Below are 23539 nucleotides of genomic sequence, written 5' to 3' on the forward strand. Positions count from 1 at the left end.
AAGAGGACGTTATGCGCAAGATACTTTTTTCCGCCATCGTCGTGGCGCTTGCTGGCGCCGCCACAGTCAGCCCCGTCATGGCGCAAACCGCCGCTTCGGCGGAGGTGATCGGCACCACGCAGCTGCCGCGCACCGTGCGCCCCACGCATTACGACGTTGCTGTAACGCCTCATATCGATGGATTGAAGTTCGACGGCAAGGTGACGGTGACTATCGACGTCATCAAGCCCACAGCGAGCATCACACTCAATGCGTTGGAAATGAAGTTTTTTTCGGTGACCCTGTCGTCAGATTCGGGCAAGGCGACGTTTGCCGCACCGAAAATCGCCATCGACGACAAGGCGCAAACCGCGACTTTCACGTTCGCCAAACCGATTCCGGCGGGCAGCTATCGCCTGACGATGGACTACGTCGGCACGATCGACACGCAGCCCAACGGTCTGTTCGTGATCCATTACGACACCAAGGACGGCCGCAAACAGGCGCTGTATACGCAGTTCGAGAATTCCGATGCGCGCCGCTTTATTCCGTCGTGGGATGAACCTGCGTACAAGGCGACATTCGATCTGACGGCCACGATTCCCACGGGCCAGATGGCCGTGAGCAATATGCCCGCCGAAGAAAAGAAAGATCTCGGCAACGGCCTGACGCAGGTTCGCTTCAAGCAGTCGCCGAAGATGTCCACGTATCTGCTGTTCTTCGGTGCCGGCGATTTCGACCGCACGACGACCAGCGCCGACGGCACCGAGATCGGCGTGGTCACGCAAAAGGGACTTTCCTCGCAAGCCGGCTTCGCGCTCGATTCGGCCAAGGCGGTTCTGCACGAATACAACGATTACTTCGGCACACCGTATCCGCTGCCCAAGCTGGACAATGTCGCGTCGCCGGGTAGCAGTCAGTTCTTCGGCGCGATGGAAAACTGGGGCGCGATCTTCACCTTCGAATACGCCATGCTGCTCGATCCGTCGATCTCCACGCAGGCGGACAAGGAAGGCGTGTTCGGTACCGAAGCGCACGAGATGGCGCATCAATGGTTCGGCGATTTGGTGACGATGCGCTGGTGGGACGATTTGTGGCTCAACGAAGGCTTCGCCTCGTGGATGGCGACGCGCACTACGGAAAAGTTGCATCCGGAATGGAACGCGCAACTCGACACGGTTGCTATCCGCGAAGGGGCGATGAGTTTCGACGCCGCCTCCACCACGCATCCGATCGTGCAGCATATTGAAACGGTGGAGCAGGCCAATCAGGCCTTCGACGTGATCACGTATTCGAAAGGCGAATCCGTTATCCGCATGCTGGAAAATTACGTGGGCGCCGATGCGTGGCGCGATGGCGTGCGCCGTTACATGAAGGATCACGCCTACGGCAATACGGTTTCCGACGATTTGTGGCACGCGATGGAAACGGTCACCAACAAACCGGTGGCGACCGTTGCGCACGATTTCACTTTGCAGCCTGGCGTACCGCTGATTCGCGTGGCCTCGGAAACGTGCAAGAACGGCAGTACCACGTTGCAACTCACACAAGGACAATTCACCAAGGGCGCCGCCAACAAAATGATGCGTCATTGGCATGTGCCGGTGACCGCGCAGACGGTGGGTGGCGAAGCGGCAAGCACGCTGGTGAACGGACAAGCCTCGCTCGTCGTGCCTGGCTGCGGTCCGGTCGTCGTCAACGCAGGGCAGACCGGTTATTTCCGCACGCTGTACACGCCACAAGACTTCGCCGCGCTTAGCGCCGATTACGCCAAGCTTGCGCCGATCGATCAGCTGGGTCTGATGGACGACACGTCCGCATTGGGCTTGGCGGGACTGCAGCCTGCGTCGGGTGTATTGGATTTGATCAAGGCCACGCCGGTCGACGCCAATCCGGTGCTGTGGGGCAATATCACGCAGGAATTGGCGGGCTTGAATCGGTATTACCGCGACGGCGATCCAGGGCAGGCTGCGTTCCGCACGTTCGCTATCTCCAAACTCGAACCTGTGTTTCAGCAGGTCGGTTGGACTTCCAAGGCGGGCGAGCAGGCGCCGGTTGCGATCCTGCGTGAGCAGCTGATCTACACGCTAAGTACGCTTGGCGACCAGAACGTGATCAAGGAGGCGCAGCGTCGTTTCGCCGCGCAGTCCAGCGATCCGTCGGCGATGCCGGCGGCGCTGCGCAAGACCATCACGGCGGTGGTTGCGTATAACGCCGACGAAGCCACCTGGAACCAGTTGCACACGCGCGCGCAGTCTGAAAAAACGCCGTTGATCAAAGACAACTTGTACGCATTGCTGGCCAACGCCAAAGACAAGAGTCTTGCCCAGCGCGCACTCGATCTTGCGTTGACGAACGAACCGGGCGCCACCAACAGCGCCAACATGGTGTCGGTGGCGTCGCGTCAACATCCTGAGATGGCCTTCGATTTTGCGGTGGCGCACCGGGAACAGATGGATAAGCTGGTCGACGCCCCCTCGCGCAGCGAGTACTACCCGCGCCTGATCGGTTCGTCGCTGGACCCTCAGACGATCGACAAGATGCGCGCATTCGAACAGGCGCATATCGCACCGACGTCGCGCCGCGTGGCGGATACGGCGATCGCGAATATTCAGTACCGCATCGGCGTGCACAAGGATCGTATGCCCGCCATCGATACGTGGCTGAATAAGAACGGCTGATGCACTCGGTTTGGCCCCCTCTCTGAACGGGAGGGGGCTTTCGGCCCCGAAAATCCGCAAGGAACTGCGTGGTATGCTGGCCGGGAAAGGCCCGGAACGCCTACAGGGGGAGTGCAATGGGTTTGTTTATTTTTCTCGCCATCATCGTGGTGGCCGTCGTCTACGTGGTTGGTCTTTACAACGGACTGGTGACCGCACGTAACAGTTACAAAAATGCATTTGCGCAAATCGACGTGCAGCTCACGCGTCGCCACGATCTGATTCCCAATCTCGTGGAAACCGCCAAGGCGTATCTCGCGCACGAACACAGCACGCTCGAAGCCGTGATCCAGGCGCGCAATACGGCGGTCAACGGTTTGGCGCAAGCCAAGCGCAATCCGGGCGATCCGCAAGCGATGCAGCAATTGTCGGATTCCGAAGACGGCCTCACGCAGAGCCTCGGTCGACTGTTCGCGGTGAGCGAGTCCTATCCGGACCTCAAGGCCAACGAAACGATCAAGCAATTGTCCGAAGAACTCACCTCCACCGAAAACCGCGTAGCGTTTGCGCGTCAGGCGTATAACGATTCGGTGATGACGTACAACAACCGTTGCGGTGTCTTCCCGGGTTCGTTTATCGCCAGCAGCTTCAGTTTTACCGAGGCGCATCCGTTGGATATCGAAGACAAGACGGTACGCGAAGTGCCCAAGGTCTCTTTCAGCTAATCAGCTCGACGCAAAACGTCGGATCGCGTCGATTCGCTGGGGGAATACGCCGTGGATTTCTTTGCCAGACAAGCAAAGGTGCGCAGCAGCACACGCGTACTCGTGGTGCTGTTCGCGTTGGCCGTTATCGCGATTGTTTTCGCCGTGGATTTTTTTGTGTTCACGGTGTTCGGTCACCCCTGGATCAGAGGGGATCATCTTGGTGTGTATCAGCGCCGGCTGATCACGTTCACCACGCTTGGCGTGTTGGCGGTGATTTTCGGCTGCGCGTTGTATCGCATTCGAAGTCTTTCGCAAGGTGGCTCGGCGGTCGCCGAGGACGTCGACGGCGTGTTGGTGCCGCCGGACGTCGCCGATCCGAAGCTCAAGCAATTGCGCAATGTGATCGAAGAAGTGGCGATCGCCTCCGGCACGCCGGTGCCGGATATTTATGTAATGCCGCAGGAACGAGGCATCAATGCGTTCGCCGCCGGCTATTCGGCGTCCGATGCTGCGATCTGCGTGACGCAAGGCTGTTTGGATCACCTTACACGCGATGAGCTGCAAGGCGTGATCGCGCACGAATTCAGTCATGTGCTCAATGGCGACATGCGACTGAACATTCGGCTGATGGGATTGTTGTACGGCATCATGGCGCTATCGGTGATCGGCCGGCAGTTCGGCTGGAGTGGCAGCAGCCGCTTCGACGACTCCGAGCGCGACGCTGATCGCAAAGTCATGGGTTACGTGCTGGGCCTGGGTTTTATCGTTATCGGATCGATCGGCTATTTCTTCGGGCGCTTGATCCAAGCCGCGGTGGCGCGCGAGCGTGAAGCCTTGGCCGACGCATCGGCGGTGCAATTCACGCGGCAGACAGCGGGTATCGCCGGTGCGCTGAAGAAAATCGCGGTGGTTCCCGAAGGTTCTTTGCTGGACGTGGATAACCGGCACGAAGTCGCGCACATGATGTTCGGCGATGTCGATCCGTTCAATTCGTGGTTCGCCACGCATCCGCCGCTTATGCAGCGCATTCGCGTGCTTGAACCTTGGTTTCGCGAAGAGCAACTGTTGTCGCTGGAGCAATCGCTGCGCGGCGGTCTCAACGGTTATCACGGTCTTGCGACGAGCGACGACGATGCCACGCCGGCGAAGAAAGAGTTGCCACCGCTGGAGTGGCCGGGCGGCGCCGACGTGGCGACGGCGGTGGTGCCGGCGGTCGCAGTCGTTGCAGCCGCTTCCGCGCCTTCGAATGTTGCCCCGGCTGCAAATTTCCAACAGGCGCGTGCCGTTCGCCAAAGCATGCCGTCGAGTCTGATCGCAGCGGCGCGAAAGCCCGAATCGGCGCTCGCTTTGGCGTTGGCGTTGGCCATGTCCGAACACGAAGAACTGCGCCCACGGCAACGGCGTTTCATTGCCAATGCATTCGGCGACGATGTGTTGTGCGCCACGGATGCGCTTGTCACCGATGAAATGACATTGCCGGCGGCGCAACGTATGCCGCTTATCGCCTTGGCGTTTCCTGCATTGAAGCAACTGCCTGAAGGTCGTCTGGAAACCTTGAGTACGACACTCGAAGCGATCGTCGGCATCGATCCGCAAGTCGAGCTCGACGACTATTGCCTTGTGCGACTGTTGCGCATGTATCTTCGCGAGGCCGCCAAGCCGCGCAGCGCGCCGGTGGAAGGCAAGAAAAAAATACCGGCGTGTCGCGAAAGCCTGTCTCTGGTGTGCGCGGTGGTGGCCGTTTATGGCGGCAGCGATGACGCATCGGCGCGGCGCGCATGGCTTGCCGCGATGAACCAGGCGTTCCCGGGCGAAACCTTCCAGTGGCAGACGCTACCCATGGAATGGCAGCCGAAGTTGGATCGTGCGTTGGACGATCTGGATGGCTTGCTTCCCGTGGCCAAAGAGATCGTGATCCAGAGTCTCCAAAGTGCAATTCAAGCCGATGGAGTAGTGACATCGACCGAGAAGGAACTACTGCGCGTGGTATGCGCGAGCTTGCATTGTCCGGTGCCGCAACTATCCGAAGCGGCGTGAGCGCGCGTTAGGATTCGCGTTGTCGCAAATAAAAAGACCCCGCTTTAGGCGGGGTCTTTTTTTCGTCGCCGATAAGATCAAGCCTCGGCTTCTTCCTTGTAGTCGTCGATCGGGATGCACGCGCACATCACGTTCTTGTCGCCGTAGACGTTGTCCACGCGCGCAACCGGGGACCAATACTTCTGCAGCTTCAGGCTGGGCAGCGGGAACGCAGCCAGCTCGCGCGGGTAAGCGTGCGTCCACTCGGTGCCGGTAACCATGGTGGCGGTGTGCGGCGCGTTCTTGAGCGGGTTGTCTTCGCGATCCAGGCGACCGTCTTCGATGGCGCGGATTTCGTCGCGGATCTGGATCATCGCGTCGATAAAGCGATCCAGCTCGTGCATCGATTCGCTTTCGGTCGGTTCCACCATCAACGTGCCTGCGACCGGGAAGCTCAGCGTCGGCGCATGGAAGCCGAAATCGATCAGGCGCTTCGCCACGTCTTCCGCGCTGATGCCGGTGCTGTCCTTGAGCGGACGCAGATCGAGAATGCACTCATGCGCCACCAGGCCGTTGCGGCCGGTGTAGAGCGTCTCGTAATGCGCTTCAAGGCGCTTGGCGATGTAGTTGGCATTGAGCAATGCCACCTGCGTGGCTTTGCGCAGACCTTGCTGACCCATCAGCGTGATGTACATCCAGCTGATCGGCAGGATGCTGGCGCTGCCGAAGCTGGCCGCGCTGACCATGCCTACCTTGCCTTCGCCGTTGAGCGTGCGCGGCAAGAATGGGGCGAGATGCGATTTCACCGCGCACGGGCCGACGCCAGGACCGCCGCCGCCGTGCGGAATGCAGAAGGTTTTGTGCAGGTTGAGGTGCGAGACGTCCGAACCCCATTTGCCGGGCTTGGCGAGGCCGACCAGCGCATTCATGTTCGCACCGTCGGTGTATACCTGGCCGCCATGTTGATGCACGATCTCGCAGATGCGCACCACGTCTTCTTCGAACACGCCGTGCGTGGACGGGTAGGTGATCATCAACGCGGCGAGGCGATCCGAATACTTCTCCGCCTTGGCGCGAATGTCTTCGACATCGACGTTGCCGTTGCTGTCGCACTTGGTCACCACCACTGTCATGCCGCACATCTGCGCGGATGCCGGGTTGGTGCCGTGCGCGGATTCGGGAATCAGGCAGATATCGCGTTTATCGTCGCCGCGCGAACGGTGATACGCGCGAATCGCGAGCAGGCCGGCGTATTCGCCTTGCGCGCCGGAGTTCGGCTGCAGGCTCACCGCGTCGTAGCCGGTGCACTCCACCAGCATCGCTTCGAGTTCGTCGATCAGCTGCTTGTAGCCCTGCGTCTGATCGGCCGGCGCGAGCGGATGGATTTGACCGAATTCCGGCCACGTCACCGGAATCATTTCCGCGGTGGCGTTGAGCTTCATGGTGCAGCTGCCCAGCGGGATCATGGTGCGATCCATCGCCAGATCCTTGTCGGCGAGTGAACGCATGTAGCGCAGCAGCTCGTGCTCGCTGTGATGCGTGTTGAACACCGGATGCTGCAGGAACGATTCCTTGCGCACCAGATTGGCGGGCAGGGCGTTCGGCGTGCTGGCGTCCAGTTCGTCGATGTCGCCAAGGTCGGCGCCAAACAAATCGGCCAGCGCTTTCACATCGGCGCGCGTGGTGGTTTCGTCCAGACTGATGCCGACGCTCTGGCCGTGGATCTGGCGCAGATTGATGCCCTTGCTCACCGCCTTCGCGTGAATCGCGTCGGCGTCGACGTTGGTGATGTGCAAGGTATCGAAGAAATCGCCGCTCACCGTCATGCCGGCGCTACGCAATGCGGCGGCAAGAATCGCCGTAAGACGATGCGTGCGGCGCGCAATACGCTGCAATCCTTCCGGACCGTGATACACGGCGTACATGCTCGCCATCACGGCCAGCAGCACCTGCGCGGTACAAATGTTGGACGTCGCTTTCTCGCGACGGATGTGCTGCTCGCGGGTCTGCAACGTAAGGCGATACGCGTGCTTGCCTTCCGCATCGACCGACACGCCGATCAGGCGGCCCGGCATCGAGCGCTTGTACGCATCGCGACACGCCAGATACGCCGCGTGCGGACCGCCGAAACCGAACGGCACACCAAAGCGCTGGCTGTTGCCGATCACGATATCCGCGCCCCACGACCCGGGCGAGGCGATCAACGTCAATGCGAGCAGATCGGTGGCGACGGCGACGATGCCGCCGCGCGCATGCACCGCGTCGGCGAGCGCGCGATAGTCCTGAATCTCGCCGTAGGTGTTCGGGTATTGCAGCAACACGCCGAAGCAATCAGCACTGGATGCTTCCGACACATGACCGACGCGTACCTCGATGCCCACGCCATCTGCGCGCGTATGCAGCACTTCCAGCGTTTGCGGATTCACATCGTCGGCGACAAAGAAGACATTGGATTTCGACTTGGCCGAACGCTTGGCCAGCGTCATCGCTTCGCCCGCCGCCGTGGCTTCGTCCAACAGCGACGCGTTGGAAATATCCATGCCGGTGAGGTCGGCCACCATGGTCTGGAAGTTGATCAGCGCTTCCATGCGGCCTTGCGAAATTTCCGCCTGATACGGCGTATAGGCCGTGTACCACGCGGGATTCTCAAGAATGTTGCGCAGGATGACGTTCGGCGTCAGCGTGCCGTAGTAACCCTGGCCGATGAAATTCTTGAAGACTTTGTTCTTGTCCGCGATGGTGCGGATCTTCGCCAGCGCTTCCTCTTCCGTGATGCTCGGGGGCAATGCGAGCGGCTGCTGCGATTTGATCTGACCGGGCACGATGGCGTCGGTCATCGCTTCCAACGAGCCGTGGCCGATCACATGCAGCATCTGCGCGATCTCGGCGTCGTTCGGGCCGATGTGGCGCTCGATAAAAGCGTGATGGTGCTCGAGTTCGCGCAGCGAAGGGGAAGTGTTTTGACTCATGGCATGGGGCGTCCGAAAAACGCGTGCAGGCCGCACGCGGGGCGCCCCTCTGTCCTTTTGCCTGAGAGTTTGGAAGCGGAAAGGCTTGCGCCTGTGCTTCGTGCCCCTTCGGCGCCGGATTCAACCGGTCTCTCCAGAGTCTTGGGTATACGGCGGTATGGAGCCTGAGCGATTACGGGCGTTGCGCCTTCGGCAGCGGGTGTTTGCCCGCTTCTCCCACCATGTACATCAAGGGAGAAATTATACCTCGTGCCGCAGCTCGTTGCTCCCTCTCCCCCCCAGGGAGAGGGAGGGGGTGAGGGGCCAATCTCGCCTTGAAATTTCATCGACGCACGCAACAGTAAAGGCGGTGATTTATCGTGCTCGCCGGCATCGTCGCGAGCGTGGCCCCTCACCCCGACCCTCTCCCCGGAGGGGAGAGGGAGCAGTTTTCGGCGAGTAGCAAACATGAACAAACCACCTTTCCACCTCGAACAACTCGATCACATCGTGCTGCGCGCCTACGACGTTCCCACCCTGCAGGCGTTCTATTGCGACGTGCTGGGTTGCACCGTCGAACGCCGCCAGGAAGACATCGGCCTGGTGCAGCTACGCGCAGGGCAATCGCTGATCGATCTGGTCAGCGTAGACAGTAAACTCGGTCGCCACGGCGGCGCAGGCCCGGGCACGGAAGGGCACAACATGGATCACCTGTGCCTGAGCGTGGACGGTTACGACGAAGCCGCCATCGTGGCGCACCTAAAGGCGCACGGCGTGCATGTGGGCGAGATCGGCAACCGCTACGGCGCGAAAGGCGAAGGTCCGTCGATTTATCTCTTTGATCCGCAAGGAAACATGGTGGAATTGAAAGGCCCGCCCGCGAAATAAGCGATCGATGCGCCGGGCTTTTGCATACGTATTCCATGAAAAGCATGGGCCATAGGTCACGAATTTAACGTTTGTGAACTAGTACTCGTTATAATGACCGCTTCCCAGGTCGCTCACGGTTCGTTTGGCGGTACCGCAAACGAGATACATGAGCGCGTGCAGTCCCACGAAGCGATTCCCCCTCGGCTTTCGTCTCGGATTGCACGGCGGCTAACAGGCTCCAAAGGATCCCGCGTGGCGCGTTCGCGTGCCATGGAGATGGGATTCGGGCTGTTCCTGAGGCATGGAGTTTGAGGTATCCGCCGATTTCCCCGTCGGCCGATCCGTTCACGGCGAAGGTATTCGCAAAGCTGTCCGCAGCGTGTTGGAGCAGTGTGCTCCGGCGCGCGCGGCCGTGTACGGCCATGCGATTCAGTTAAGCAACACCGCGCTGCCGAGGCGCGCAACGAATGTTCTGGCAGTTCTTCAACGCGTCACATAGCGGCGAGTGTCGCCGCGCGCTTGCAGTGCGAGGGTGTCGGTGTGTGTGAATCGGATTATTCAAAACGGTCTTTCGATAACGGTGCGGTAAATACCGCCGCCGTATCCGACCGGGAAGTAGGCAAATTGCTGAGCGATCTTCCTACCGCGCATGGTGCTCAAGCCGTGTCGGGAAATCATGTGTGGAAACGCCGTCTGCACGATCCCGCCAAGCGGGCGCGTCGCGCTGCGCGCGTGGTGCGGCACATTCGTTTCGTCTATTTCGGCAATGTCGACGACGACAGCTTGTTCGGCGAATACCACCACGATCTGGTTACCGCCGAAGTGCTGATGGATCGCGTATTGTCCGCGCGCGCTGCGGGCGTCAAAGCCGTGCAACTGCATTTGCATGGCGACGTGGAAGATCGCATCTTCAACCGTCCGCCGCGCGGCAGTTTTTATCAGGTCACCCCCGAATACATTCGCTGGTATGGACGCGATGGCGCGCGTCGCGCCGAGCCGATGGTGCGCGAAGAGCTCGCTATCGAATTGATGGACGAGTACGGCTACGGCTACAACACCGCGCTGGACATCGCCACTACCAACTCCGGTGCGTTGACGCGCGCGGATCAAACGTGGCTGCTTGCGCGCGCCAAGTCGCCGATTTATCTGCGCCCGCTGCACGCCACGGAATTCCATCAGCTCATTCGCGCCATCGAGGCGGCTTATGACGCCGGCTTCGGCGATTCCCAGGTGGTGCGCGCCAATCGGGATATCGCACGACGTGCGGCCGCGATTCTCGGTACGGCGATGGACGAATACGTGGAAGCCCCTTTCCACACGCCTGAACTTGCGGAAGCGTTCGCCGAATTTCATGGCGCGCATCTGCTGCGCGTGGCGCATGCGCGTCTGGCCGGCTTGCAACCGATGCCGGTGACCGGCGTGCTTGGCTGGTTTTCCGCCAAGCGTGCGCGTATCTATGCAGAAGTGCAGGCGCGTCTGGCGGCGCGCTGAGCGCCGCCAGACCGAAACGTTACAGCGCGATCGGTTTGTTTCCGGCGGCTTTGAGCTTGTCGTTGAGCGCCGCCAAATCGTGCTGCTTCAACTGCTGCCACGCATCGAGCGTAGTGTCCAAGGTGTGCGACAACGTCGTGTAGGACGTCTGCGCATCGGCGCTGGGATCGGCATCTGCGCCATCCACGGCGCTGAGCAGCTTTTCCAGATCCATCGACAGCGCACGCAGGCTATCCGTGCGACGCGGTTCCGCGCCGATGGTGTTGCGCGGATCGGCGTGCAACGGCAAGCCGGAGAGATCGGAAACCTGTCCGATCAACGTCGCGATTTGATCATGCAGCGCGCCGGTCGCATGCGCTTGTTGCGCGTCGAGGGCTTGCATCAATGTCTTCGCTTCGTCGCCTGCCTTGGATGCCTTGGTCGACGTGTCTTCCACTTTTTGCGCCAGCTCGAATTCACGCTGCATCGCCGCCACGGAAACGTTGACGCGCGGATCCGGTTTGATGACGAGCGGCTGGCGATAGTGCTTGCCGTCCACCGTCAGTTCCACGGTATACGAACCCGGCGGCGCCCACACGCCATCGCTGCCGCGACGACCTTGCTTGCCGGTCTTGCTGGCGTAACGCAGATTCCATACGAAACGATGCATGCCCGGCGTGGTGTGTACAGGCGTAGGAATGTGCACCCATTCCGGCGCGATTTCGAGTTTGGCCGGATCGAGCGACGGCGCTTTGGCATCGCTGCTGAAGCTGTGCACGAGGTTGTTCTGAGCATCCAGAATCGCCAACGTCACCGGGCCTTTGACGTGCGCCGGAAGCGCGTAGTCGATCATCGCGCCATCGGGCGGATTCTCAGCCATCGGTTCGTCTTTCGGGAACGGCGTGCCGGTAAACAAGGCGTGGCGCACGCGATAGGCATCGGTCGGTTTGAACAGCGTGACGGCCGTCGTCTTCGCGTTGCTCATTTGGCGCAGCGCGGTCATGTCGTCCATGATCCAGAAACCGCGGCCGTGCGTGGCGATCACCAAGTCGTCCTGATGCACGTCGATATCGCGCACGGACGTCGACGGCAGGTTCTGCTCCAACGATTGCCAGTGACCGCCATCGTCGAACGACACGTAGACGCCTTTCTCCGTACCCGCGTAGAGCAATCCCTTTTGCACGGGATCTTCGCGCACGACATTCACGAAGCTGTTGGCGGGAATACCGGCGTCGATACGCGTCCAGTTCTTGCCGCCGTCCGCGGTGCGATAGATGTACGGCGCATCGTCATCGAGGCGATGGCGATCGATCGCCAGATACGCCACGTCGCCGCTGAAATGCGATGGTTCGATGCCGCCGACTTTCGACCACGGCGTCAGTGCCGTCGGCGTCACGTTGTTCCAATGCGCGCCTTCGTCATCCGTACGCCACACCAGGCCATCGTCAGTACCCACCCACAACGTTTGCGCAGTAAGCGGCGAGGGCGCGATCGTGTAGATCACGCCGCGGCGCTTGTCGACATGATTGTCGTCGGAGGCCGTGGTGGCATCGAGATTGGCGGGCACGCCCGCGTCCTCACGCGTCAAGTCAGGACTGATCGGCGCCCAGTGATCGCCACCGTCGGCTGTCCGGAATAGACGCTGGTTCGCAAAGTACAGAACTTTGTGGTCGCGCTTGGAGAAGGTAAGCGGCAGCGTCCACGCCGCGCGGTAATGCGCAGCCGGGTAGGCGAGGGTTGGATCGACGTTGCGCACCTGATCCGTGCGCATATCGAGCTTGTCCACGCGACCGCCGTAAACGACGTCGTGATCGTCCGGATCGGGCGCAATCATGTCGCTTTCGCCACCGGGCGTGACTTCGTGGAAGTGTTGCATCGTGATGCCGTTGCCGCTGCTGGAACGGCTAGGCAGCGCCACCGCGCCGGAGTCCTGCTGTGCGCCGTACACCCAATACGGAAAGCGATTGTCGGTGGCGACGTGATAGATCTGCGCGGTGGGCTGGTTGTACCAACTGCTCCACGTGGCGCCGCCGTTGAGCGTGATCAACGTGCCTTGATCCACGCCGAGAATCTGGCGATTCGGATTGGTCGGGTCGATCCACATTTCATGAAAATCGTCGCCGGTGGGATCGCCTTTCAAGGCGATGAACTGTTTGCCGCCATCATCCGAGCGCAACACGATGGTGTTCATCACGTACACGCGATCTGCGTTCTTGGGATCGACGGCCATGCGATTGAAATACCAGCCGCGCTGCCAGATGCGTTGATCGTCGGTGATGTGTTTCCAGTGCGCGCCGCCATCGTCGGAGCGGTAAAGACCGCCTTCGCCATCTGGCGCATCGATCAATGCATAAACGCGATCGGGCTGACTCGGCGCTGTGGCCAGGCCGATGCGACCTGGGTGCGCAGGGAAGCCGTTGCCTTGAATCTGCGTCCAGTTTGCACCGCCATCGTGCGAGACATAGAGACCGCTGCCCGGCCCGTTCGACGGCGGATACACGCTCCACGGCGGACGACGCGTTTGCCACAGCGAGGCATAGACCGTCTTCGAATCGCCGGGCTTGAACGCCATATCGATGGCGCCGGTGTCGTTGTCTTTGAACAACACCTTGTCCCAATGCTGGCCGCCATCGGTCGAACGGAACACGCCACGCTCGGCATTCGGGCCATACGCGTGACCAAGCGCCGCGACAAACACCACGTCGGGATTATTCGGATCGATCAGGATGCGGCCGATCTGTCGGCTGTCTTCCAGGCCGATATGACTCCAATGCTTGCCGGCGTCGGTCGACTTGTACATGCCGTCGCCGTGCGCGATATCCGAGCGCATATCCGCTTCGCCGCTACCGACATACACGGTGTCGGTACGCGACGGCGCGACAGCGAGCGCGCCGATCGAGCCCACGCGTTCGTCGTCGAAGATTGGTTGCCAAGTGCGGCCGGCGTCGTCGGTCTTCCACACACCACCGTCCACCGCGCCGAAATAGAAATGCCGGTCGTCGCCGGGAACGCCGCTTACCGCCAGCACGCGGCCGCCGCGGAACGGACCGACCAGGCGCCAGTGCAAGTCTTGAAATTGAGACGGATCGACGGCCGCTTGCGCGGCCAATGCGGAGGATATGCCCAACGTAAACAGGGCGATACGACCCAAGTGCATGATTGGAATTCCCTGGGGAGTGAACGGAATAGCGCTGATTCGCGGCGAGCGCCGCATAAAGTCAGACCATAACGCATGCTGCTGCGGCCGACGCGGATAGGTCGCTCGTCGCCGGGTAAACGGATGGCATATGGTCATGGAACTGTCATTGCGCGATAAGAGGCGGCTACCCCGCCGTTACCTGGATGCCGCATGTTGCTTCTGCGCCGCGCCGTGTTGCCGTTTGCTTTGTCGATGTCGTTGATTTCCTTGTCTGTTGCAGCGCAATCGACAACGTCTGCCCAAGACGACGATGCCACCCAGGGCCAGTCCAGCCATAAAGCCACCAATCTCCCCGCCGTGAACGTGCGGGCGAACGACTGGCGCAAGTATCAAAAAGCCAAGCTGATGTATCAGATGCCGGAAGTGGACGGCCCGAAGATCACCGTCACCAAGAAAACCACGGTGACGCATCTGGAAAACCAGCCCACCGTCATCGGCAATAACCTCAATCAGACGCTCGCGCGCACGCCCGGCGTGTTGGTTTCCGAGCAGCCGACGCCGACGCAGTTCAATCTCAGCTATCGCGGCGTGGGCAATCCGCAGGAATCGGAATTCGTGCTGGTGATGCAGGATGGCATTCCGATGGAAGGCGACTGGATCGGCTTTCCGACGCTGTACGCGTTTCCGATGACGCAAAGTCTTTCGGAAGTGCAGCTGATTCGCGGCGGCTCCAGTTTGCTCTACGGACCTGAGCCGGCGCCGGTAATCAATCTGGTGTCCAAGCGTCCCGCGCCCGGTACGCCGCTCACGGTCAGCACGGAGAACGTCGTCGGCGAGCACGGTTTGTTTTCCAGCTACAACGTGATCGAGCGCAATCAAGGTCAGTGGGCGTTTCGCGCCGATGCCGGTTATGTACATAGCGATGGCACGCGCGCGAACGACGGTTCGCAGAATCGCCAGGCCGATTTGTACGTCGGCTATCGTCCCGACGAACATCAGCTCTGGTACATGGATTTCCACGCGATCAGCGCGGTCTCCGGCGATCCGGGACGGTTGAGTTACACGCTGTGGCGAGAAGATCCGCGCACGGTCACCACGCCTTACAACCGCGACTGGGTTAATCGCGATCAACTCGTGCTTGGTCATACGCACGATTTCGGCAATGACTGGTCGCTGGACGCCAAGCTCTGGTTTACGTATCAGGACCTGGTTAGTCGCGCAGCAAAGGCGCAGTTGCCTGGACAAGCGGCGCCGAGCACAACGACGCTGCAGGACGAAGCCTTCCGCACCATGGGCGCGGACGTTCGCTTGCGCAAGCATTGGGGGCAGGGGAACGCTTTCACGATTGGCGCCGTGGTGTTCCATGGAAGCGATCCTTTCCGTCAGTGGAGCAGCACGGATTTACTCGTTGCACCCGACGATCACAGCGGCAAGCCGGTGTTGAGTCAACGTCGAAGCTCGCAATACGAATCGTTGTTCGCAGAAAACGTGTTCCGCTTGCCATATCGCATTCATTTTGTGCCTTCCGTGCGTTTGGAGCACGAACGCATTGCAGTGGACGAGAGCGTGCGTCCGCCGTTCCTGTCGCGGCCTTACATCCACGAAGCTGACACACGCCACTTGCCGTTGTTCGGCCTAGGACTGGGCAACGATTTCGGTCACGGCAACGAGACGTATTTCAACGTATCGCAAGGCTGGCGTCCGCTGCGCTTTTTCGATATCGCATCGCCTTTCAGCAATCTGGTGCCGGGGCACGCCGCGAAGCTTTCCAAATCGGTGTCGTGGGAAGCGGGCGTGCATGGCGCGCCGGTCACCGGTTTGTATTACGACGTCAGTCTGTTCTGGATCAATTTCCGGAATCGACTGGAAACGCGTTATATCAATGCGATCGACACCATCGACGTCAATACCGGCAACACGCGCAGTCGCGGATTGGAAGCGCAGCTCGATTACGATTTCTTCGCACCGACGCAATGGGCCAGCGAAGGGCAACACCTCGAAGCCTTCGTCAACGGCAGTTTGCTCAATGCGCGATTCGTCGCCAGCGCCATTCCGGGGCAAGTGGGCAAGACGCCGGCGTTCTCGCCTTCGTATCTCGTCAAGACTGGCGTAACCTGGCGCAATGAGCGCGTCAAGCTCAGCCTGACGGCCGTGTCTTCGGCGGCGCAATATTGGCAGGATTCCGATCAGGCTTACGGCAGCGGCCAAACGTATATGCCGGCGCGCATTCCCGCGTATACCGTGGTGGACGTCGCGTCGGATTGGCAGTTGAACCGTTCGTTGCGCTTGCTTGCGGGCATCAGCAATCTGGGTAATCGTCGTTACTTCGATCGTGTTTGGCAAAACGGTTTGGAACCGGCTTTTGGCAGAACCTGGTACACCGGCTTCGCGCTGAGCTATTAGCGCGCTAATCCATTTATTGCAGCGGGAGCACATCATGTCGACACGCGTTCTTCTTCGGCCTCTTTCGGCGATAGCCTGCGCATGGCTGCTCGCCAGCGCCGCTCCCTTGCATGCGGCTGCTGCGCCGACGTCGAACGACGCAAGCGCTGCGCTGCAGTGGCGATTGGTCGGACCGTTCCGCGGCGGTTGGGCGACGATGGCGGCGGGCGATCCCGGCAATCCCGATACGTTCTATATTGGAACGGCGGGTGGTGGCGTGTGGAAGTCAACCGATGCGGGTCGCACCTGGTCGCCGACGTTCGATAACGTGGGCGCGGCGCCTATCGGCGCGGTTGCGGTTGCGCCGTCCAACACCAACGTTATTTATGCGGGCTCGGGACAAGTCGCCGCGCGCTATGACGTTGCCGCCGGCAACGGCATGTATCGCTCGGACAACGGCGGTAAAACGTGGCAGCACATTGGTCTGGAAAACACCAAACATATCGGCGCGATCGTGGTGAATCCGCACGATGCGAACACGCTGCTCGTTGGTGCGCTCGGTCATTATTTCGGGCCGAATAAAGAGCGCGGCGTTTATCGCTCGACCGATGGCGGCAAGACTTGGACGCAAACCTTGTTCGTCGACGCCGACACCGGCGTGGTGGATATCAAGGCCGATCCGTCCGATCCGAACATCGTGTACGCCGCGACATGGCAGGTGCGCAATTATCCCTGGCTGTCGTACTTTCAGCCGAACGCTGGGCCGGGCAGCGGTTTGTACAAATCGACCGATGGCGGCGTGACGTGGAAGCGCATCACCGGCAACGGCTTTCCGAGCGGTTCGCTTGGGCGTATCGGTCTAGCCACGACGAGCGGCCATCGCATCTATGCTGTGGTGCACAGCGCAAGTTCGCACAAGGATAGCGGTCTATATCGCTCCGACGATGGCGGCACGAACTGGCAAGCGGTGAGTCATGAATCGTGGTTGCCGAACGATTACTTCAGTCGCCTGACCGTAGATCCGCAAAATTCCAACGTCGTTTATTCAGCCGGACAATCGATTCGTCGCTCCGACGATGGCGGTAAGCATTGGGATATTTTCAAAGGCGCGCCCGGTGGCGACGATTACCACTTCCTGTGGATCGATCCGCGCAATTCGCAACGCATGATCGCAGCGAGTGACCAAGGTGCGGTCGTCACCGTCAACGGCGGCAAAAGCTGGAGCAGCTGGTACAACCAGCCGACTGCGCAGTTCTATCACATCGCAACCGATAATCAGTTTCCCTACTGGATTTATTCCGGACAGCAGGATTCGGGCACGGTAGGCATCGCCAGCCGCAGCGACTACGGTTCGATTTCCTATCGCGATTGGCGCCCCGTCGGCGGCGACGAACGCGATTACGACGTGCCGTATCCAGACAACGCCAACATTGTGTTCGGTTCCGGGCTCGGCGGCCGCGTCTCGCGCTGGGATCGCGATACAGGCGTGGTGCAGAACGTCACGCCGTGGCCGGTCAACAGCTATGGCCAACGTCCCACGAATTTTAAATACCACTACACGTGGATCACGCCAATCGCGTTTTCCGCCAAAGCGCCTTACGCGCTGTATCTCGGCGCGCAGGTGCTGTTCCGTACCACCGACCAAGGTCAGCATTGGGATGTGATCAGTCCCGATCTCAGCGCGAAGAAGCAAGGCGCAACCGAAGGCTGTAACGGCAACCCAACTGCGCAACAAGCGCGCGATTGCGGCTACGGCGTGATTTACAGCATCGCGCCCTCGCCATTCACCAACGACGAAATCTGGATCGGCACTGACGACGGATCGATCCAGTACACGCGCGACGGCGGCAAGAACTGGCAGAACGTTACGCCGAAGGATCTGCCGAGTTGGGGCATTGTCAGTTCGCTCGATCTTTCCGCCGTGAAGCAGGGCACGGCGTATGCGGCGGTCGACAATCATCGTCAGGACGATTTCCGTCCGCACGTGTACCGCACGCACGACTACGGCAAGACGTGGACCGATATTGCCGCCGGTTTGCCGAATGATGACTTTGTCAGCGTGGTGCGCGCCGATACGCAACGCGAAGGTTTGTTGTTTGCGGGCACGGATCGTGGCGTGTTCGTATCGATTGACGATGGCGATCATTGGCAATCGTTGCAGCGCAATCTGCCTACGGCGTGGGTGCGCGATCTGCAAGTACACGGCGACGATTTGATTGTCGGTACGCAGGGTCGCGCGATCTGGGTTCTCGACGACATTACGCCGCTGCGCCAAGCCAACAACGACGCACGTAAGACTGTGCTTTACACGCCTGCCACGGCCGTACGCGTGCGAGCCAACGAAAATCGCGACACACCGCTGCCGCCGGACGAGCCGCTCGGCAAAAATCCGCCTGCCGGCGCGATCATCGACTATCGCCTAGCCAGCGCGACGAAAGGCGCCGTGACGCTCGATATTCTGGATAGCGACGGCAAAGTGGTGCGTCACTATTCCAGCGCGGATAAACCGGATCATTTGCCGGCTGAACGCTACTTCCAGAAAGGCTGGCTGGGTTCGCCCGAAACCTTGGGCACCAGCGCCGGTGCGCATCGCTTCGTGTGGGATCTGCGTTATCCGCGCCCGGATGCATTGCTCTACGGCTACAGCATCGCGGCGACGTGGGATTCGGATACGCCGCTCACGCCCGAAGGTCCGCTGGTGTCGCCAGGCAAATACGAAGTGGTGCTCAAAGTCGACGGTCATGCGTATCGCGCGCCGTTGAATGTCACGATGGATCCGCGCGTCACGCTCGATCAGAACGCGCTCGCGCAAGGTCTGGCGTTCTCGCGTGAAGTCGGCGACTCGCTGCAGAAGATTTGGCAAGCTCACGGCGAAATCGACGCGGTGCGCGATCAGCTCGATCAAGCGGAGAAAAAACTCGGCGACGATGCAGCACACAAAGCGTTGCACGACGAGATCGACGCATTCCGCAAAAAGACCGATCCGCTGGTGTCGGGCGACGCGGAAACGTCCACCAACCTCGAAGCGATGAACGACGCGCTTACCGGCATCGCCACCGATGTGGAAGGTGCGGATCGTGCGCCGACGGATGGTCAGCGCGATGCGTACGCGCAGTACAAGGCGAGCCTGGATAAGGCCACCACGCAATGGCAGTCCATTCGTGGCACGGATCTGCCGACGCTCAACACGCACCTGAAAGCGGCAGGCATTAAGCCACTTACGGTGCCAGCGGCAAATCAGATTCATGCCGAAGCGTCGGGCGACTCGGATGACATTCCCTGATAGCCGCACTTTGCGTACTGCTTTATCGCCTAAGTTTGATATTGCACTGCACGACCGTTTTTACGGTCGTGCATGCGTTTCGGTGACATAAAAAAGACTAATAAACGCGTGCTTGGCGCGATTCCATCTGCAGGATGGGCGACGACATGTTGCGCAGCGGTAAGTTGTCATAATCGTCAACGTTTGTTTTTCCGCATTTAAGCTACAGTCGAGCTAGTCGCAATCGCGGCGGGCCGGTCGTTTGAAGCTAACGTGAGGGAGACAAGTATGACTGTCGTACCTGAAGCAGTAGCGGCGTCCAGGGGGACTGCGCCGGGTTGGCTCGCGAGGGAGCGCACCATCGCAGGTCCACGTTTTAACCGCTGGCTGGTGCCGCCGGCGGCTTTGGCGATCCATTTGTGCATCGGCATGGCGTACGGTTTTTCGGTGTTCTGGTTGCCGATGAGCAAACTGGTGCCGGGGGCGGCCAGTTGCGAAAGCCTCGGATTTTTCGCGCAGTTATTTGCCGGATCGTGCAATTGGACCGTGCCTGCGGTCACGCATATTTTCGAAACCTTTATCGCCATGCTCGGTATTTCCGCGGCGATTTGGGGCGGCTGGCTGGAACATGCCGGACCGCGCAAGGCTGGCTTTTACGCGGCGCTGTGCTGGGGCGGCGGTTTGGTCGTCGGCGGCATCGGCGTGTCGATGCATCAGTTGTGGCTGGTGTTTCTCGGCTGCGGAATATTGGGAGGCATCGGACTTGGCATTGGCTACATCACGCCAGTTTCCACCTTGATCAAATGGTTTCCGGATCGCCGTGGTTTGGCGACCGGCTTCGCGATCATGGGTTTCGGCGGCGGCGCGATGATCGGTGCGCCGATTGCGGTGGCGCTGATGGCGCGTTTCGCGCACGGCGAAATCGCCGGTGTCGCCAGCACGCTGATGGTGATGGGCGTCATCTACATCCTCGCCATGTCGGCCGGCGCGTTCGGATTCCGCGTGCCGCCCAGCGGCTGGAAACCGACTGGTTGGACGGGGGACAAAACAACCGGCAACAAGTTGATCACCACCAAGCACGTGCATTTGAATCGCGCCTGGAAAACGCCGCAATTCTGGATGCTGTGGATCGTGTTGTGCATGAATGTGACCGCCGGCATCGGCGTGCTGGCCATGGCCAGCCCGATGTTCCAGGAAGTATTCGGTGCGCGTTTGCTCGGCCTCGATACGGCAACCACGCTGACGGCAGCGCAGAAAGCATCGATCGTTGCGTCGGCGGCGGGACTGGTGGGTCTGCTCAGTTTGTTCAACAGCCTTGGCCGCATCTTCTGGGCGTCGACGTCGGATTTTATCGGACGCAAAACGACGTATGTCGTCTTCTTCCTGCTGGGCATCGTGCTGTATTGCAGTCTGCCCACGCTCGGTCATATGGGCTTGGCGGGCGTTTTCGTGATTGCCGTGTGCGTGATTATTTCGATGTACGGCGGCGGATTCGCGACGGTGCCGGCTTATCTGGCGGATATTTTCGGCACGCAAATGGTTGGCGCCATTCATGGTCGTCTGTTGACGGCATGGTCCGTTGCGGGTGTGGTGGGGCCTTTCTTGATCGCGGCGGTGCGTCAGGCGCAGTTGGACGCGGGCGTCGCCAAGAATCTGGTGTACGACCGCACGCTCTACATTTTGGCCGCTTTGCTGCTGATTGGCCTTATCGCCAATTTAATGGTCAGGCCGGTCAAGGAAGAGCACCATATGACCGACGAGGAACTCGCGCACGAGCGTTCGCTGCAGCACGAGGCGCCTACGGTCGCGGCCAACGCCGATCAGGCGGCTCGCGGCGGATTCGGTATCGTGGGCGTGATCGCCTGGGCATTGGTAGGCGTTCCGTTCCTGATTGGCGTATGGATCGCGCTCAGCAAAGCGGCCGCGCTGTTCTAAGGATGATGTGCGCCGATTGCGCCGAGGTTGGAAAGAGACACACGCTATGAAACCTGCCAAGAACGTCGCCGCATTACCGCCGATCGATGAAGCGGTTCGCGATGCGGTACTTGATGTCACGGGTCGACTCAAGGATGAGCCCGGCGCATTGCTTCCGGTTCTGCATGGCATCCAGGCATCCTTGGGCTACGTGCCCGAGGATGCCATTGCACTGATCGCACGCGAGATGAACCTCTCGCGTGCGGATGTGCATGGTGTGGTGTCGTTCTATCACTTTTTCCGCACGCGTCCGGCCGGCAAGCGCGTTATCTATCTCTGCCGCGCGGAGTCGTGCCAATCGATGGGTGCGGTGAAACTCGCGCAGCATGTGAAAGAACGCTTGGGCGTGGATTTCCATGAAACCACTGCAGACGGCAACTGGACGCTGGAACCTGTCTATTGCCTTGGCAACTGCGCATGCTCGCCTGCCATCATGGTCGACGATGAATTGAAAGGCCGCGTGACGCCCGACAGTTTCGACGCATGGTTGCAGTCGCAGTCGGAGGCGACATGAGTATCACCGTTTACGTACCGCGCGACGCCAGCGCGCTGTCGTTGGGCGCCGACGAAGTGGCCAAAGCGATTGAATCCACGGCGTCGGTGCGCAACGAGGATGTGCGGATCGTGCGCAACGGTTCGCGTGGGTTGTATTGGCTTGAACCGATGGTGGAAGTGGAAACATCGAATGGGCGTGTCGCTTACGGCCCCGTGCAAGCCGGCGATGTCGGCGCCTTGTTCGACGCCGACTTTCTGCACGGTGGCGACGATGTGCTGGCGTTGGGGCCGGTCGACGAGATTCCCTGGCTGAAGAGCCAGCAACGCCTCACTTTCGCGCGCATGGGCGTCGTCGATCCACGCAGCTTGGATGATTACCTGGCGCACGAAGGTTATCGCGGCCTCGCGGCAGCCTTGACGATGACGCCTTCGGCCATCGTGCAAGCCGTCACCGATTCGGGTTTGCGAGGCCGCGGCGGCGCAGCGTTTCCTGCAGGTATCAAGTGGAAAACCTGCCTCGATGCGAACGCCGATCAAAAATACATCGTATGCAACGCCGACGAAGGCGACTCCGGCACCTTCTCCGATCGCATGATCATGGAAGGCGATCCGTTCGTGCTGATCGAAGGCATGACAATCGCCGGGCTCGCGGTGGGCGCCACGCGCGGTTACATCTATCTGCGCGTCGAATATCCGCATGCGCAGCGCGCTTTGGAAGCTGCCATCGACACCGCCAAGGCGCGCGGGTATCTGGGCGACAACATTTGCGGCAGCGGCAAGGTGTTTCATCTCGAAGTACGTATGGCCGCCGGCGCCTATATTTGCGGGGAAGAAACCTCGTTGCTGGAAAGTCTGGAAGGCAAACGCGGACAAGTGCGTTTCAAGCCGCCGCTTCCTGCGATCCAGGGTTTGTTCGGCAAACCGACGGTAATCAACAACGTGATCACGCTGGCGACGGTGCCCATCATTCTGGATCGCGGCGCCGCGTTTTATCGCGACTTCGGCATGGGCAAATCGCGCGGCACGCTGCCGCTGCAGCTGGCCGGCAATATCAAGCGTCCGGGTTTGGTGGAACGCGCCTTCGGCCTGACATTGCGCGAATTGATCGAAGATTACGGCGGAGGCACAGCGAGCGGTCGACCCGTGCGAGCGATACAGGTCGGCGGCCCGTTGGGCGCTTACATTCCGGTGTCGCAACTCGATACGCCCATCGATTACGAAGCGTTTGCAGCCATCGGCGGCATGGTCGGCCACGGTGGCGTGGTGGTGTTCGACGATACCGTCGATATGGCGGCGCAAGCGCGCTTCGCCATGGAATTCTGCGCCATCGAATCCTGCGGCAAATGCACGCCGTGCCGTATCGGTTCCACACGCGGCGTTGAGGTAATCGACCGCATCGTTCAAGGTGACATGGCCGAACGCGAACGCAACGAAGAATTGCTGCGCGATCTCTGTCAAACGATGGTGGCCGGTTCGCTCTGCGCGCTTGGCGGCATGGCGCCATTCCCGGTGCTCAGCGCACTCGACCATTTTCATGAAGATTTCGCAAATGGTTTGAACCCTCTCCCCTCCGGGGAGAGGGCAGGGTGAGGGGCCAGTCTTGCCGCAAGTTTGCAGGTGAAAAGCATGGTTTCGTT

At 60.4% G+C, this 23539-nt stretch carries 12 protein-coding genes and 1 riboswitch; of the genes, 10 read left to right on the forward strand and 2 right to left on the reverse strand.

The window, feature by feature from the left end:
- Window positions 1-11 precede the first annotated feature (11 nt).
- The 3 genes from L0U79_RS09900 to L0U79_RS09910 all read left to right on the forward strand — a co-directional run bounded on the left by L0U79_RS09900 (window position 12) and on the right by L0U79_RS09910 (window position 5383).
- Complete coding sequence (locus tag L0U79_RS09900; protein ID WP_233842071.1) at window positions 12-2660, forward strand: M1 family metallopeptidase; 2649 nt, start codon at window positions 12-14, stop codon at window positions 2658-2660.
- A 116-nt stretch (window positions 2661-2776) separates the two neighbouring features.
- Complete coding sequence (locus L0U79_RS09905) at window positions 2777-3364, forward strand: LemA family protein (RefSeq protein ID WP_233842073.1); 588 nt, start codon at window positions 2777-2779, stop codon at window positions 3362-3364.
- A gap of 51 nt (window positions 3365-3415) precedes the next feature.
- The gene (locus L0U79_RS09910) at window positions 3416-5383 is read left to right on the forward strand and encodes a M48 family metallopeptidase (protein ID WP_233842075.1); all 1968 of its coding nucleotides are present in this window, start codon (window positions 3416-3418) and stop codon (window positions 5381-5383) included.
- A gap of 77 nt (window positions 5384-5460) precedes the next feature.
- Here the strand turns inward: L0U79_RS09910 and gcvP are convergent, their stop codons facing one another.
- The gene (gcvP, locus tag L0U79_RS09915) at window positions 5461-8331 is read right to left on the reverse strand and encodes an aminomethyl-transferring glycine dehydrogenase (RefSeq protein WP_233842077.1); all 2871 of its coding nucleotides are present in this window, start codon (window positions 8329-8331) and stop codon (window positions 5461-5463) included.
- A 39-nt stretch (window positions 8332-8370) separates the two neighbouring features.
- A riboswitch (glycine riboswitch) is annotated at window positions 8371-8478 on the reverse strand.
- Between the two features lie 300 nt (window positions 8479-8778).
- On the opposite strand from gcvP, the gene L0U79_RS09920 reads away from it, so the two are divergent.
- Window positions 8779-9198, forward strand: coding sequence for a VOC family protein (locus L0U79_RS09920; RefSeq protein ID WP_233842079.1), 420 nt, complete (start codon window positions 8779-8781; stop codon window positions 9196-9198).
- Between the two features lie 645 nt (window positions 9199-9843).
- Entirely contained in the window at window positions 9844-10671 is an 828-nt protein-coding gene (locus tag L0U79_RS09925) for a hypothetical protein (RefSeq protein WP_233842081.1), read from the forward strand.
- A gap of 19 nt (window positions 10672-10690) precedes the next feature.
- Here the strand turns inward: L0U79_RS09925 and L0U79_RS09930 are convergent, their stop codons facing one another.
- Window positions 10691-13807 carry a hypothetical protein gene (locus tag L0U79_RS09930; RefSeq protein ID WP_233842083.1) on the reverse strand — a complete coding sequence of 1039 codons (3117 nt, stop codon included), beginning with the start codon at window positions 13805-13807 and terminating at the stop codon, window positions 10691-10693.
- Between the two features lie 192 nt (window positions 13808-13999).
- Between L0U79_RS09930 and L0U79_RS09935 the strand changes: the two genes are divergently transcribed.
- The 5 genes from L0U79_RS09935 (at window position 14000) to L0U79_RS09955 (ending at window position 23492) form a co-directional block, all read left to right on the forward strand.
- Window positions 14000-16192, forward strand: coding sequence for a TonB-dependent receptor (locus L0U79_RS09935; RefSeq protein ID WP_233842085.1), 2193 nt, complete (start codon window positions 14000-14002; stop codon window positions 16190-16192).
- A 34-nt stretch (window positions 16193-16226) separates the two neighbouring features.
- Entirely contained in the window at window positions 16227-19454 is a 3228-nt protein-coding gene (locus L0U79_RS09940) for a hypothetical protein (protein WP_233842087.1), read from the forward strand.
- Window positions 19455-19721: 267 nt separating this feature from the next.
- Entirely contained in the window at window positions 19722-21368 is a 1647-nt protein-coding gene (locus L0U79_RS09945; protein ID WP_233842089.1) for an OFA family MFS transporter, read from the forward strand.
- Between the two features lie 46 nt (window positions 21369-21414).
- Complete coding sequence (locus L0U79_RS09950; RefSeq protein ID WP_233842091.1) at window positions 21415-21921, forward strand: formate dehydrogenase subunit gamma; 507 nt, start codon at window positions 21415-21417, stop codon at window positions 21919-21921.
- Window positions 21918-23492, forward strand: a complete 1575-nt coding sequence (locus tag L0U79_RS09955; RefSeq protein ID WP_233842093.1) for an NADH-quinone oxidoreductase subunit NuoF — start codon at window positions 21918-21920, stop codon at window positions 23490-23492. The genes L0U79_RS09950 and L0U79_RS09955 overlap by 4 nt, the downstream gene beginning before the upstream one ends.
- The last annotated feature ends 47 nt before the right edge of the window (window positions 23493-23539 follow it).

Origin of the sequence: Dyella sp. 2HG41-7, assembly GCF_021390675.1 — a bacterium.
Lineage (GTDB): Bacteria > Pseudomonadota > Gammaproteobacteria > Xanthomonadales > Rhodanobacteraceae > Dyella_B.